Source organism: Desulfofundulus australicus DSM 11792, from assembly GCF_900129285.1.
Lineage (GTDB): Bacteria > Bacillota > Desulfotomaculia > Desulfotomaculales > Desulfovirgulaceae > Desulfofundulus > Desulfofundulus australicus.
Genome location: NZ_FQUW01000007.1, coordinates 19,627 through 33,622 on the forward strand (window position 1 = coordinate 19,627; position 13,996 = coordinate 33,622).

15 protein-coding genes are annotated in these 13,996 nt (G+C 49.4%); all 15 read right to left on the bottom strand.

The window, feature by feature from the left end:
* Window positions 1-11: 11 nt before the first annotated feature.
* On the bottom strand, window positions 12-803 hold the full coding sequence (locus tag BUB44_RS02520; protein ID WP_073162969.1) for an electron transfer flavoprotein subunit beta/FixA family protein: 792 nt from the start codon (window positions 801-803) through the stop codon (window positions 12-14).
* Between the two features lie 252 nt (window positions 804-1,055).
* Window positions 1,056-1,778 carry a FadR/GntR family transcriptional regulator gene (locus BUB44_RS02525; protein ID WP_073162971.1) on the bottom strand — a complete coding sequence of 241 codons (723 nt, stop codon included), beginning with the start codon at window positions 1,776-1,778 and terminating at the stop codon, window positions 1,056-1,058.
* A 19-nt stretch (window positions 1,779-1,797) separates the two neighbouring features.
* Window positions 1,798-2,586, bottom strand: a complete 789-nt coding sequence (uppP, locus tag BUB44_RS02530; RefSeq protein ID WP_073162973.1) for an undecaprenyl-diphosphatase UppP — start codon at window positions 2,584-2,586, stop codon at window positions 1,798-1,800.
* 152 nt (window positions 2,587-2,738) lie between these two features.
* On the bottom strand, window positions 2,739-2,984 hold the full coding sequence (locus BUB44_RS02535) for a YlzJ-like family protein (protein WP_073162975.1): 246 nt from the start codon (window positions 2,982-2,984) through the stop codon (window positions 2,739-2,741).
* A complete protein-coding gene (locus BUB44_RS02540; RefSeq protein WP_051617701.1) occupies window positions 2,981-3,808 on the bottom strand; it encodes a ClpP family protease in 828 nt (275 codons plus the stop codon). The genes BUB44_RS02535 and BUB44_RS02540 overlap by 4 nt, the downstream gene beginning before the upstream one ends.
* 190 nt (window positions 3,809-3,998) lie before the next feature.
* A complete protein-coding gene (locus tag BUB44_RS02545; protein WP_073162977.1) occupies window positions 3,999-5,663 on the bottom strand; it encodes a ribonuclease J in 1,665 nt (554 codons plus the stop codon).
* 334 nt (window positions 5,664-5,997) lie between these two features.
* The gene (gene dapA / locus BUB44_RS02550) at window positions 5,998-6,882 is read right to left on the bottom strand and encodes a 4-hydroxy-tetrahydrodipicolinate synthase (RefSeq protein ID WP_073162979.1); all 885 of its coding nucleotides are present in this window, start codon (window positions 6,880-6,882) and stop codon (window positions 5,998-6,000) included.
* A gap of 53 nt (window positions 6,883-6,935) precedes the next feature.
* Window positions 6,936-8,165 carry an aspartate kinase gene (dapG, locus tag BUB44_RS02555; RefSeq protein ID WP_027355429.1) on the bottom strand — a complete coding sequence of 410 codons (1,230 nt, stop codon included), beginning with the start codon at window positions 8,163-8,165 and terminating at the stop codon, window positions 6,936-6,938.
* A gap of 3 nt (window positions 8,166-8,168) precedes the next feature.
* Window positions 8,169-9,188: an aspartate-semialdehyde dehydrogenase gene (locus BUB44_RS02560; RefSeq protein WP_073162980.1), complete on the bottom strand. Its 1,020-nt coding sequence runs from the start codon at window positions 9,186-9,188 to the stop codon at window positions 8,169-8,171.
* Window positions 9,189-9,361: 173 nt separating this feature from the next.
* Window positions 9,362-9,949, bottom strand: a complete 588-nt coding sequence (locus tag BUB44_RS02565; protein ID WP_073162982.1) for a dipicolinate synthase subunit B — start codon at window positions 9,947-9,949, stop codon at window positions 9,362-9,364.
* A gap of 29 nt (window positions 9,950-9,978) precedes the next feature.
* On the bottom strand, window positions 9,979-10,863 hold the full coding sequence (dpsA, locus tag BUB44_RS02570; RefSeq protein ID WP_073162984.1) for a dipicolinate synthase subunit DpsA: 885 nt from the start codon (window positions 10,861-10,863) through the stop codon (window positions 9,979-9,981).
* A 74-nt stretch (window positions 10,864-10,937) separates the two neighbouring features.
* Window positions 10,938-11,738 (bottom strand): 4-hydroxy-tetrahydrodipicolinate reductase, encoded by an 801-nt coding sequence (gene dapB / locus BUB44_RS02575; RefSeq protein WP_073162986.1) that lies wholly within the window; start codon window positions 11,736-11,738, stop codon window positions 10,938-10,940.
* Between the two features lie 171 nt (window positions 11,739-11,909).
* Entirely contained in the window at window positions 11,910-12,179 is a 270-nt protein-coding gene (locus BUB44_RS02580) for a YlmC/YmxH family sporulation protein (protein ID WP_073163146.1), read from the bottom strand.
* A gap of 16 nt (window positions 12,180-12,195) precedes the next feature.
* A complete protein-coding gene (locus BUB44_RS02585) occupies window positions 12,196-12,528 on the bottom strand; it encodes a hypothetical protein (RefSeq protein WP_027355435.1) in 333 nt (110 codons plus the stop codon).
* 73 nt (window positions 12,529-12,601) lie between these two features.
* Window positions 12,602-13,870 carry a M16 family metallopeptidase gene (locus BUB44_RS02590; RefSeq protein WP_073162988.1) on the bottom strand — a complete coding sequence of 423 codons (1,269 nt, stop codon included), beginning with the start codon at window positions 13,868-13,870 and terminating at the stop codon, window positions 12,602-12,604.
* Between the last annotated feature and the right edge of the window lie 126 nt (window positions 13,871-13,996).

The following is a 13,996-nucleotide window of genomic DNA, read 5'->3' on the forward strand; positions in this document are numbered from 1 at the left end:
CCCACACCTCCTTAAACAATAATTTCACGAGCACCAAGGAAGTTAATTAGCTCGCTAATAGCCCTTCCTGTATTATCGTGACGGTACATAATTGTATCCCGGGAAAGTTTAGGGCTAAAGATTTTGACCACCCGTGTAGGTGAGCCTTTCAAACCAATCTCATCCGGCACCAGTCCTACATCCTCAGGGCCCCAGACGGGCACCTGCACTTCCTTAGCCCGTAATTTTCCAGCCAGGGTTGGAAAGCCGGGCTGGTTGATCCCCTTGACAACTGTAACCAGGGCCGGTATTTTTACTTGAACGCGCTCAAAGCCGCCCTCCACCAGCCTTTCTACCGTAATGATGCCGTCCCCCACTTCCAGTTTCTGCACATAGGTCTGTACGGGAATGTCCAGCATGGCGGCAACCATGGCCCCGGTTTGACCGGTTTCACCATCGGTGGCCCGTTCACCGCAAAGGATCAGATCCACCGGCCACAGTTTCCTAATGGCACTGGAAAGGACCCGCGCTGTGGCTATGGTGTCTGAACCAGCAAAAGCACGCCCCGACAAAAGTATGCCGCCATCGGCACCCATGGCAATTGCTTCCTTTATGGCCTTCATCGCCGATTCCGGACCCATGCTGACGACCGTGACGGTTACATTTTTCAAGCTCCGCTTCAGCCGCAAGGCTTCTTCCAGCGCATTTTCGTCCAGAGGGTTGATAATATTATCCTTACCGGTGCGGATCATGGTACCAGTTTTTGGATCCATTTTTACATTATCCGTTCCCGGCACCTGTTTAATGAGAACAACAATATTCATGGCACACCTCCTGACTCAGAAAAATAATGAGGTTAAGACAACAGAATAAGGTGACATCATACCATTTTCGTGCAAGACCATATTATATTCTGATGGTCTGACCATTTAAATCATTCTATACCGGTTATCAAAATCCTTCCGGAATATACAATTTTCGCAAAAAAAAGTTTCCCTTAAAGCAAAAATATTTGAATTTAATTTTAATGAAATACGTAAAAAAAACACCGGGCTTGCCGGTGTGAGAGATCAATTTTACTTCTTGTTCAGGTTGACCCGCGCCAGTTCAACCTCCACCTTCCACAGGTGACGGTACATTAACTCCCTGGCCCGGTCCCTATCCCGCGCAGCCACGGCCAGGTATATATCACGGTGCTCCTCAAATAACCTGCGGGTAGTACCTGATGTAGCGGAAAGCCACAGGGCACGTGTTACCTTCAGGGTCTGACCAATAATTTCCTGAACCGTATTCATTAAACGGCTCAACAGGGGATTCTGGCTGGCCTGGGCCAGGGTGAGATGAAAGCTAAGGTCCAGCTGTTCCGCTTTCTTGCCTGCCGGGAGATCCTCTTCCATTTCCTGTACCACTTTTTTCAATTCCTCCAGCAGTTCCGGCGGGCATCTCTCTGCAGCCAGGCCGGCCGCCTCTACTTCCAGAGCTTTGCGTACCTCCAGGATGTTCTGCAGCTTGTCCTTTTCCAGGAGCAAAATAAAGGTTAATGGTTCTATGATGGAATCAGGCCCCGGCCTCTTGATATAAATGCCTTCCCCATGCTTTATTTCCAGAATACCTGCCAAATTCAAGGCCGACAGGGCCTCCCTCACCGAAGCACGGCTAACCTGTAAACGTTCGGATAACTCCCTTTCCGTAAGCAACTTATCACCGGGTGCCAGCTGGCCTTCTATGATTAGCTTTTTGATTTGTTCCAGAATACTTTCGGAAGTGCGTTTGGTTTTAACGGGCCTGAACTCGGTCATAACTACCCCTGCCTTAATCTTACCTGCCCCCGGCAAGTGCCAGGAAAATAACCGCCAATCCTAAAATCATGCGGTACCAGATAAAAATCTTGAAGCTATGCTGGGTTAGAAAGCGTAAGAGGAATTTAATGGAAAGAAAGCCCACAACTGCTGACACAATAACACCTGTTAAAAAGGGCAGATTCAGGTCAGCAGGTGTTAGCTTGGGCAACTGCATTATCCCGGCACCAAAAATTATTGGTGTGGACATAAGAAATGAGAAGCGCGCTGCTGTCTCCCGGTCCAGTCCGGCCATGCGACCAACGGCCATGGTTATGCCAGAACGGGAAACCCCGGGAATAATTGCCAGAGCCTGGGAAAAACCGATCCAGATACTTTCCCCCAGTCCAATATCATCCAATCTTTTATAGGCCGGGGACCGGCTATCGGCCAGATAAAGAATTATTCCCATCACAATGAGCATAACCCCTATAATCAGCGGCTCCCGGAAAACGGTTTCTGCCTGCTCCTCAAGCAAATAACCAATTGCTGCGCCTGGAACAGTAGCAACCACCAGGTACCAGAATAAACGCCCTTCAATAGTTTTTTGCCTTAATACCCCATCATGAAGTAAAATCAACCAGTCTCTCCAGAAGTAAGCTACCACTGCCAGAAGGGTTCCCATATGTAATGCCACATCAAAGGTTAACCCTGCATACTGCCACCCCATCAGCCAGGGAACAAGAACCAGGTGTGCCGAGCTGGAAATGGGTAAAAATTCCCCTACCCCCTGAACAATGCCCAGTACAATAGCTTCGAACACTCCCAACCGGATCACCCCGTATACTTATGTTTACATCTATAACGCCAGCTATACAATTATAGCATACGGGGAAAATACATGCCAGCTAATTATTTTATTTTATACTTTAAGAAATTTATTTAATAAAAATATATTGGCGTAACGACCGGAACCGGCCGTCACGTATAATATCCTTCTTTGCTGGTGCACTGGTATAACTTTACGACTGCACCCGGGCAAAGATCGCTCCTCAAATAATCCCTGGGATCGGTACTTAACAGGCGTACCACCTTGCCTTCCCCTGGCCCGGTATCCTGGACCAATACAGGTACGCCCCTCACTTTCACCTCCCGGACGGGAACATGCTGCATCTCCTCCAGACCATCAAAAACCAGTTCCAGCTGCATGGGTGTATACAAAATCACTGCACCGGCACCCCGTTTCGTAATTTATACTCTTCAATCATAGACTTAAGCTTATTTACTGCCTGCCCGACACCTCCTACCTCATCAATCAGGCCTTTTTCCACTGCCTCCCTCCCGATGAGAACGGTGCCAATATCCCTGGCCAGCTCCCCCGTACGGAACATAAGATCGCGAAAAGCAGCTTCACTGATCCGGGAATGCTGCGTCACAAAACGTACCACCCGGTCCTGCATTTTATCGAGATACTCATAGGTTTGAGGCACACCTATTACCAGGCCATTTAAACGAATGGGATGAATGGTCATGCTGGCCGTTTCGGCAATAAAACTATAGCGGGCAGCAACGGCTATCGGCACCCCGATGCTGTGCCCTCCACCCAGTACAATAGATACTGTGGGTTTGGACAAGCTGGCAATCATCTCAGCAATAGCCAGGCCGGCCTCCACATCTCCCCCCACTGTATTCAAAACCACCAGTACCCCTTCTACTTCCGGGCTCTGCTCCAGGGCTACCAGCTGGGGTATGACGTGCTCGTATTTGGTAGTCTTATTTTGAGGAGGCAGCACCAGGTGGCCTTCAATCTGGCCGACTATAGTTAAACAATGTATATTGCTCTTTACCTCAGGAACAGGACTCGTCCCCAGCTCTTTAATGGATTCCATGCTTTCTTTCGGGCGTCCCTGTACCCGCTGGGGTACCGGGGAATTGCCGGGATTACGGGGATCTTGCTGAGGAGCTTTGTCGGGTTCTCCCGGAGGAGCCTGAGGTGGGGTGTGGGGGAATTCCCCTTCATGTCCCCAAATACTATAGTAATCATCAAACATGCGACCCATCTCCCCATCCTTTTTTCACTTTTAGTATGGTTTATGTTACAGATAAAATACATAAAGAAAAATAATTCGGGTCGCTACGATCGTAAGAAATCTGTACATCCTGCTCCGCCCAAGTTTAAAAGCGACAAATAAAACAGCCGGAGAGTCATTTTGGACTCCCCGGCCCCTGGTAAAGACGGTGTCATACTTCCATAATGATGGGCAGTATCATTGGCCTTCTCCTTGTTTTTTCATAGAGGAACTTACCCAGAACATCCCTAACCTGAGCTTTAATAGCCGCCCATTCTGAAAGACCCCGATCGTTGCATTTCTCCAGGGCCTCCTTCACTCTCTCCCGGGCTTCCTCCATCAACTGTTCTGACTCACGAACATAAACAAAGCCCCTCGATACAATATCCGGGCCGGCCATAACCTGACCGAGTTCCCGACTAATGGTTACCACTACGATCAGGATCCCGTCCTGGGAAAGCTGCCTGCGGTCCCGCAGTACAATGTTACCCACATCTCCAACGCCCAGGCCGTCCACCAGTACGCGCCCTGCCGTTACCCGCCCGGCAATACGACCGGAACGACGGGTAAACTCCAGTACCTGGCCGTTTTCTGCCACGAAAATATTTTCGGCCGGAATACCCATGCTGCGTGCAAGTTCCGCATGCTTGATTAACATTCGGTACTCACCATGAACCGGCACAAAAAACCGTGGCTTAACCAGGTTGATCATCAACTTGAGTTCTTCCTGGCTGGGGTGACCACTCACATGGGTACCTGAAACTGCCTCATAAATTACATGGGCACCCTGCTTGAACAGCTGGTCGATAATCCGTGCCACCAGCTTTTCATTCCCCGGAATAGGGGTGGCGGAAATTATGATGGTATCACCGGAGAGAATTTCCACCTGACGGTGGTCCCCCAGGGCCATCCTTGTCAGGGCCGACATAGGTTCACCCTGGCTTCCCGTGCACAAAAATACCACTTTATTCTTGGGTAAACGGTTAGCTTCTTCCAGCTCCACGAGGGTTCCCTCAGGAACATGCAGGTAACCCAGTTCGTGAGCAATATTAGCTACATTTATCATGCTTCGACCAATTATTGCCACCTTACGATCATAACGGTAGGCAGTGGTAATGGCCTGTTGCAAGCGGTGCACGTTGGAAGCAAAGGTAGCTATAATAATGCGCTCTCTAGCCTGCCTGAAAATATCATCAAAGGTGGCCCCAACCATCCGTTCCGACATGGTATAACCCGGGCGCTCCACATTGGTACTGTCCGATAGCAATACCAGAACGCCTCGTTCACCTAACTGGGCAAACCGGTAAAAATCCGTTACTTCTCCATCCACTGGAGTCTGATCGATTTTAAAATCACCGGTATGCACAATTACCCCTACTGGTGTATGAACAGCCACAGCAACAGCATCGGGAATACTATGTGAAACCCGGATAAACTCCACTTTAAAAGGGCCGATCGTCACTGTATCCCGGGGTTTAACCACATGCATATTTGCCTCACCGGCCACCCCCTGCTCCTTAAGCTTACCCTGAAGCAGGCCGAGGGTAAGCCGGGTTCCATAAATGGGCACGTTCAACTGCTTCAGTACATAAGGCAGGGCACCGATATGATCCTCGTGTCCGTGGGTAAGCACTATACCGCGCACAGCATCTTTATTTTCCAGAAGATAAGTGATATCGGGGATCACCACATCGATCCCCAACATCTCTTCCTCCGGAAACATCAAACCGCAGTCTATAACCAGAATATTTTCCCCGAATCTCACCGCCATCATGTTTTTCCCGATCTCACCAAGTCCCCCCAGGGGGATTAACGCCAATTTCGGTTCCTTGGCCAAACACGCACCTCCTAACCTGTTTTTCAAAAAACATGATCAAGCAAAATATACCGGTGAGAAAAAACAGGAGAAGGCGGGGAAAATATTCCGTTTTTCAGTTTTAAATCACTCAGTGCTTAATTGAATCCCCAAGCTATTATACTGGATCCCCTCCCGCAAGACAAGGGTTGCCAAAGCAGGGCCTAATAAAATATTGGCCAGAAAGCCATAGCTCTATTACCCCGATAAAAAAATGGGGCTTTTATTCCCCAAAATTATCCAACAGCAGCAAAGGCGGCCCACCTTTTTCATGCTGGCCGCCTCCGGGCAGTTTCCATTTCTATCCACCTTTAAGTTAAATTAAGTTTAAGCCAGCCAGTACATTTTTAATGGCTTCCTTTTCTTGAACCGTAGCCTCAACCAGGGGTAAACGGGGCGCCCCCACCTGATAACCCAACAAATTCAGGGCTGTTTTTACAGGTACCGGGTTGGTAGTAATGAACATAGTTTTAAATAACGGGAAAAGCTCCAGGTGAATTTGTGTGGCCAGAGTAGTGTTCCCAGCAGTAAAAGCATTAACCATCTCCTTGATTCGCGGACCCACAACGTGGGAGCAAACGCTAACCACGCCCCTGGCCCCCAATGCCATCATGGGAAGGGTCAGGGAATCATCCCCGCTGTAAATGGCAAAGTCATCAGGCAGGGATCTGCGCAATTCACTTACCTGGTCCAGGTTGCCGGATGCCTCTTTAATAGCTACAATGTTCTCGATCTGTGCCAAACGTACCACCGTTGCGGGAAGAATGTTAACCCCCGTCCGGCCGGGAATATTATACAGCATAACCGGAAGGTTGGTATTGCTGGCCACAGCTTTAAAATGTTCATAAAGCCCATCCTGGGACGGCTTGTTATAATATGGCGCTACCAGCATTACACCATCTACCCCTACCTTTTCAGCCATCTGGGTAAGGGTTATACTCTCAGCAGTATTATAACTCCCGGTTCCAGCAATTACCGTGGCCTGCCCGCCAACCTCTTCTACCACCACCCGAAAAAGTTCAATTTTTTCGTCCCTTGTCAGTGTAGGCGACTCACCGGTAGTTCCGCATACCACCAACCCGTCGGAACCAGATTGCACCAGATAACGGGCCAGCTTCCTGGCTTGCTGATAATCCACCGCCAGATCCTTGCCAAAGGGCGTCACCATAGCGGTGAGCACACGCCCAAAATCAACGGCCAAAATATTCACCTTCCTTCTTCCGTTTTAAGGCTTAAGGCCTGCCGATATAAACCCTACCTGGCACCATTGATAAATTCACGGTGTAGTGCCTGCACAGCCTTTTCCATGTCCTCCTGTCTGACCAGTACCCAGATGGTTGTATGGGAATCGCTGGACTGCAAAATGGGTATATTTTCCCTGGCCAGAGCGTCCACAATTGATGCCATTACCCCGGGAACACCGGTCATACCGGCACCTACGGCCGCCACTTTGGCACAGCCTGGTATTACCTCGGCGATAAAACCCGTATTTTCCAGCACCTGGGCAGCTTTCCCGGCTACCTCCTCCTTAACAGTAAATACTACCTGATCGGGATAAACATTAATAAAATCCAGGCTAATTCCCGCCAGGGCGAGCCCTTTAAAGAGACGACGCTGTTCTTTTAATCCCTCCGGACCCGCACTTGTGTTTACTTTAAATTGTACTATATTGGGAATCTGGGTGATACCGGTAATTGTACGGTCCCTGGTTATATCAATGGTTCCTTTATATACTTCCCCGGAACTGGTCACTAGCGTACCCGGAGCATCGCTAAAAGTAGATTTCACGCGCAGGGGAATATTTTTCTGTTTCACTATTTCCACTGCCCTTGGATGCACCACCTTGGCCCCTTCCTGGGCCAGCTGGCATATTTCATCATAGGTAACCACTTCCCTGGTCACCGCATCGCTTACAATGCGGGGATCAGCAGTCATTATTCCCTCTACATCGGTATAAATGTCAACATATTCGGCATTAAGAGCCACTCCCAGTGCGGCTGCGGTAGTATCGCTCCCTCCCCGACCAAGAGTGGTAATTTCACCTTCTTCACTGATTCCCTGAAAGCCGGCCACCACCACTATCTTACCCTCCCGGGCATGCTTTAAGACAGCCTCGGGTTTAACGCGAAGAATTCTTGCTTCTGTGAAATGGTTATCGGTAATAATGCCGGCCTGGGCACCGGTAAGAAAAATTGCCGGGTGTCCCATTTTTTCCAGGGTAGCTACCATTACCACTCCCGAAATAATTTCCCCACAGGACATTAATAAATCCAATTCCCGCAAACTAATATTGCGGTTCACCTGCTTTACCATATTGATCAGGGTATCCGTAGCATAAGGATCACCGTTACGCCCCATAGCAGATACAACCACTACCGGGATATAACCTTCTTCCTTCGCTGCCACCACCTTGGTAGCTACCATCTCCCGCCCTTGCGATGTAGCTACAGAGGTACCGCCAAATTTCTGGACTAAAAACTTCATTTACTACCTATTGCCTCCCCGTAGACAGCGGTATTTAATTAATAATTCAGCAATCTGAACTGCATTGGTGGCTGCACCCTTGCGCAGCTGGTCAGCCACGACCCAGAGGTTAAGCCCACGTTCCACGGAGTTATCCTCCCGGATACGACCCACAAACACTTCATCCCGCTGGGAACAGAAAAGTGGCATGGGATATTCTTTCCGGGCGGGATCATCCAGAACAACTATACCTGGAAAACTGGCCAGTACCTCTTTAGCTTTCCGGGCAGTTAACTTTTCCACAGTTTCAATATTGATGGATTCGGAATGGCTGCGGTAAACCGGAACCCGCACTGTAGTTGCCGTTATTGCCAGCTGGTCATCATGGAGAATCTTCCGGGTTTCTTTAACCATTTTCCATTCTTCTTTAGTATAGTCCATCTCTTGAAATACATCAATGTGGGGAATGAGGTTAAATGCTATCTGGTAGGGAAAAACTTTGGGCGGATAATCCTGACCGTCTAAAACAGCCCGTGTCTGGGCAGTTAGCTCATCAATGGCCTCTTTTCCTGCACCTGAAACAGCCTGGTAAGTAGATACAACCACCCGTTTAATCCCCGCCACATCTTTAATTGCCTTTAAAGGAATCACCATAATAATGGTGGAACAATTCGGGTTAGCAATAATTCCCTGATGCCATTTCACATCTTCAGGATTAACTTCCGGTACCACCAGGGGAACTTTTGGATCAAGCCGGAAGTTACTGCTGTTATCAATAACCACGCAACCACGTTCCACAGCTGCCGGGCCAAACTCTTTACTGGCTGCTCCCCCGGCAAAAAGGGCAATATCCATCCCTTCAAAAGAATCAACACTGGTTTCCTGGACTGTATATACCTTGCCCCGGAAAACCATTTGCTTTCCGGCTGAACGACTGGTTGCACAGAGCCTCAGTTCCCCAACGGGAAAATTTCTTTCCTCCAGCACCTTTAAGATTTCCTGTCCCACTGCACCGGAAGCACCTACGACTACTACGTTATACAAAGAAAAAATCCTCCTCTCAAAAATATTACTTTATTTCTGGATGTAAATTGCTCTAGAACCACTAAATGGCACGTCCATACTAAAATCAAAAATCAAAAAACCGGCCCGACAAATTCATGGTACGGGCCTGCCGTTACCTGGGAATTTCCTTAAATTTACATCCCTCACCGGACCTACGACACATTTACAAGCACGGGCTGTATTTGCTTTCCCTCCAGCGCCAAAAGAACCGTATCGATAATAAGATCCATCCTTGCTTTCAGGGAATTGGGTTTCTCCACAGGATTATCCTGACCAAAGGGAACCAGATAAATATTCTTCGTATTTAACAGCAAACCCAGGTTTTTGGCATTCATACCCAGACCATCATTGGTCGATATAGCGAGTACAACCGGACGCTGGTTACGCAGGTGAGCTTTAATGGCCATTAACACTGGCCCGTCGGTAATACCGTTAGCCAGCTTGGCCAGCGTATTTCCTGTACATGGCGCCACCACCAGCACATCAAGAAGCTTACCGGGCCCGATGGGTTCAGCGCCGGTAATACTGTTTATAGGTGCACGACCGGTTAATTCCTCCAACATGTCTTTCCACTTTTGAGCCGGGCCGTACCTGGTATCAGTGCTATCTACCATTGTGCTGATGATGGGGTAAACAATAGCACCTTCCTTTACTATATTTTCCACCTGAACCATAACTTCGTCAAGCGTACAATGGGAACCGGTAACGGCAAATCCCACCCGGACATCCTTCAAACGCATGACTAGCACCTCCGCTGGAAAGCCATAAGCTAGAGGGCCAACTGTTCAGCCAGCAGCCGGGGGACAACCTTAGCCAGGATTTCACCTGCTGTTTGGGGTGCTACCCTGCCGGGCAATCCTGGAAGTAAAAGTGCAGTAATACCTAACCGCCTTGCTGCCTCAAAATCGGTACCACCCGGGGAAGATGCCAGATCCAGAATTAACGTACCGGGCCGTACCCGTACCAGGACCTGCTCATCCAGTACCAGAGCCGGAATGGTATTAAAAATAACATCCGCCTCCGCCACCACTTCCGGCAGTCCTGCCAAATCAGCTGTTACCAGCCCCATCTCATAAGCCCTGGCACGCTGGGCAGGGTTACGGGCCACCACCACGGTACGAGCTCCCAGGGCATGTAACATACGGGCCAGCGTAATTCCCGTCCGTCCAAAGCCCAGGACTACGGAATTACTCCCGTGAATGGTAATGGGCAATCTCTCCATGGCTACCTGAATAGCTCCTTCAGCCGAAGGAATGGAGTTTAAAATAGCCACTTCATCCATATCCATTAGTTCAATGAGGCGGAGATTTGCCCGGGCCACCATTTCCTTGAGCTTTGGCCTGGCCATACCTACCAGAACCGGGGAACCGGGAACCAGCAAGGTCAGGTGTTCTTCCAGTAAAATAAGTGGCTGTTCCAGGTACTTCGAATGAATACGACCCCCGTCATCAATCCCGGGCACAGGCAGAATTAAGGCGTTAGCACCAACCAGGGCCCGGGCGATTTCATGGCAGGAGACAATCTTCTCTCCCGCAACTGGCAGTCCCACCACTTTCAGGTTTGCCCCTGATGCCGCCAGCCGTTCAACCAGGATCTTCTCCCTGGCATCACCGCCAAGAACGGCTACTGTGACCCCGCTTAGATCTGGCTGCATGGCCGGCAAACCCTCCCTGGCCTTTATTTACCACCAATATATGAGGGCCAGAAAATGGAGGTGCTTGTCATAGTTTACTCGAAGAGGAGGTTCTCCAGGCCGTATACCACTCCTTCCAGATGCATCACCCGGCGAACAGCCAGCAATACACCGGGCATAAAGGATTCACGCGAAATAGAATCATGTCTTATACTCAGGGTTTGTCCGAGGCCACCAAAAATTACCTCCTGGTGGGCTACCAGCCCCGGCAGGCGTACACTGTGAATGCGGATACCACCCTCATAGGAGCCGCCACGAACACCAGGTATTTTTTCTATTTCCGTTGGCAAACCCTGCTGAAAATCTCCCCTGGCGGCAGCCACCAATTCAGCAGTTTTAATGGCCGTACCCGAAGGAGCATCCAATTTTTGATCATGATGCAATTCAATAATTTCTACATGGGGCAGGTACCTGGCTGCTTCAGCTGCAAATCGCATCATTAAAACTGCCCCGATAGCAAAATTAGGGGCAATTACACAACCCAGCTTGAGGCTTTCCGCAAGATTACGGATTTCTTCCAGCTCACCGCTGCTCATCCCGGTGGTTCCCACCACGGGACGTACGCCACTTTTAAGAGCTGTCTTAATATTCCCGGCTACCGCGTCGGGAGTGGTAAAATCAACCATAACATCGGGGCGAGCTTCGGCCAGTACTTTCTCCAGGTCCCCCTCCAGGGTAATTCCCATTTCTGGACCACCCCACAGGGGTCCCACATCCTGTCCTTCTCCCCGCACATCCACTGCTCCTACCAGAATCATATCTTCAGTTTTATAGACAGCTTTTAAAACCTCACGGCCCATCCGGCCATAAGCACCAGCTACTACAACCCTGATCAATTTTAAACCCGGTTTGTGTTACCGCAAACGGCGAATTTTTTACAGCTCCGTTGCGGTATAAACCAGTTTCCCCCTTCCTGTCATTTGTTAAAATTTAAACCACATAACCTGGATTATGTCAAGATAAAACAAAAAAAGTACCAGGACAGGCAAGTTACAGGATAATTAAAATTATAAAGTATACCGTCTTAAGCTAAGATGGGCCTGGTCAAGATCAACAATAATAACTTCACTGCCAATTTTGCGCACAGATTCCCAGGGAATTACCAGGCTCTGCCGGTCCAACCAGAAACCCAGGGGATTTCCCCGGCGGGGCACAATTATGGACTGTACCTGCCCGGTCTCAATATCAATGGTCAAGTCACTTTCCCCTACCACTCCCAGACGGGCGCCATCATAAATATTTACTATTTCCTTGCCGGCCAGCTCTGTTAACCTCACCATATCCCCCCCCCTGTTAGAACCTGCGTCTTAGCTGGAAAATCCTTAGGAAGAAAGGCTGCACAACGGCTAGGGCAATGGACAGCGCTGCCAGGGGCTCCACCTGAATTTTTCCCAGATAAACCCGCTCGGGCAATTCATAGCCAAGGAAGGTAAACAATAACACCAGGGAAAGGTAGATCCCCCCCGCCGTTCCCACAAGCCCTGTCAGAGCCTGGGATAGGGGGGATGGTGTGCTCAACTCGGATACATCCCACGCTTTACTCCTTAAAACCGCCAGGCGCATCCTTTCCCGAATGGAAAGGATAATCAGGACAACCAGGAGAAGCGTGAACGACATTATTAACATCTTGACCCCACCCCCGCTAGCATTATATGGGAGTGGGACATGTTTTAGAACGCCATTTAAAAACCTGAAAGCTTTAACAACAAGAATTACTTCCCAAAAAAGATTTCAAGGTGCCACCATCATCCCACGGACCTACCGTGGCAATGGCAAAGGACTCAGGATTGAGCATTTCACGTGCCAGTTCCCGGACATCTTCCAGGCTAACTTTTTTCACCTTCTCGGCTACCTCTTCCGGAGGTAATACCTTGCCCAGGTAAAGCTGGGACTTGGCCAGCCTGCTCATCCGGGTGCTTACACTTTCCAGGCTCAACCACAGATTTCCGATAATCTGCTCCTTAGCACGCCGCAACTCCTCATTTTTAACCCCGTTTTGCTGGATATCCCTGATTTCTTTAAAAATAAGCTCCATCACCCCGGGCAAGTTTTCCTTACTTAACCCGGCATAAATACAAAATAACCCTGCATCGTGATAGGAGCTGTGATAGGAATAAATGGAATATACCAGCCCCCGCTGCTCCCTGATCTCCTGAAACAGGCGGGAACTAATACCCCCGCCCAGGATGGTGTTAATTACCTGAAACACGTAAACCTTTTCATGATCCAGGGGTAACCCGGGCGCACCCACACATAGATGAACCTGCTCCGTATCCTTGGCCCGGCAGGTAACCATCCGCCGGGGAACCGGACGTATTAACCTGCGCGTAACCGGTTCTCCATTCAGCGGCTCAAAAATAGGTCGCAGCTTTTCTATTACCCGATCGTGAACAATATTTCCTGCCACGGCCACAACCATATTCTGCGGGCGATAATGGTGGCGATAGTAGTCCAGTATTTCCTCCCGGGATATCCGGCTGATTACCTCCGCATTGCCAATAATTGGCCTCCCCAGTTCATGACCCTGCCAGATAGTGGTGGCAAAGACGTCATGGACCAGTTCATCCGGTGCATCCTCATACATCTTTATTTCTTCCAGGATCACATTGCGCTCCCGTTCGATATCCCCGGAATCAAACCTGGAGTGAAACAACATATCCTGCAAAATATCAAGGGCCAGGTCAAAATGCTCATCCAGAACCCGGGCATAATAACAGGTATATTCCTTGGTGGTAAAAGCATTTAACTGCCCACCAACGGCATCCAGTGCCTCTGCAATATCCCGGGCGGTTCGGCTTTCCGTACCCTTGAACATGAGGTGTTCAATGAAATGGGAAACACCTGCTATGTCCGGACTCTCGTCCCGCGAACCCGCCTTTACCCATATACCCAGAACTACAGAACGCACGTGGGGAATATCCTCGGTAAGTATGGTAACCCCATTTTTCAGCCTGACGGTTTGAAACAACCAGCCGCACCTCCGATTCAGTCTGGGCCAGACTCACCCACAAATAACAGGTTACTTTTCTCCACCGCCCACAAAAAATCCTCTAAAGTTCGCTTGAAAGCAGGTAAACCGGCAGGACATTTTTCT

Excerpts from the sequence above, each read along its gene's own strand:
- BUB44_RS02540 (WP_051617701.1), bottom strand. The coding sequence starts at position 3,808 with ATGTTTGATGATTACTATAGTATTTGGGGACATGAAGGGGAATTCCCC.
- BUB44_RS02585 (WP_027355435.1), bottom strand. The coding sequence starts at position 12,528 with ATGTTAATAATGTCGTTCACGCTTCTCCTGGTTGTCCTGATTATCCTT.
- BUB44_RS02520 (WP_073162969.1), bottom strand. The coding sequence starts at position 803 with ATGAATATTGTTGTTCTCATTAAACAGGTGCCGGGAACGGATAATGTA.
- dapG (WP_027355429.1), bottom strand. The coding sequence starts at position 8,165 with ATGAAGTTTTTAGTCCAGAAATTTGGCGGTACCTCTGTAGCTACATCG.
- BUB44_RS02525 (WP_073162971.1), bottom strand. The coding sequence starts at position 1,778 with ATGACCGAGTTCAGGCCCGTTAAAACCAAACGCACTTCCGAAAGTATT.
- dpsA (WP_073162984.1), bottom strand. The coding sequence starts at position 10,863 with ATGCAGCCAGATCTAAGCGGGGTCACAGTAGCCGTTCTTGGCGGTGAT.
- BUB44_RS02565 (WP_073162982.1), bottom strand. The coding sequence starts at position 9,949 with ATGCGTTTGAAGGATGTCCGGGTGGGATTTGCCGTTACCGGTTCCCAT.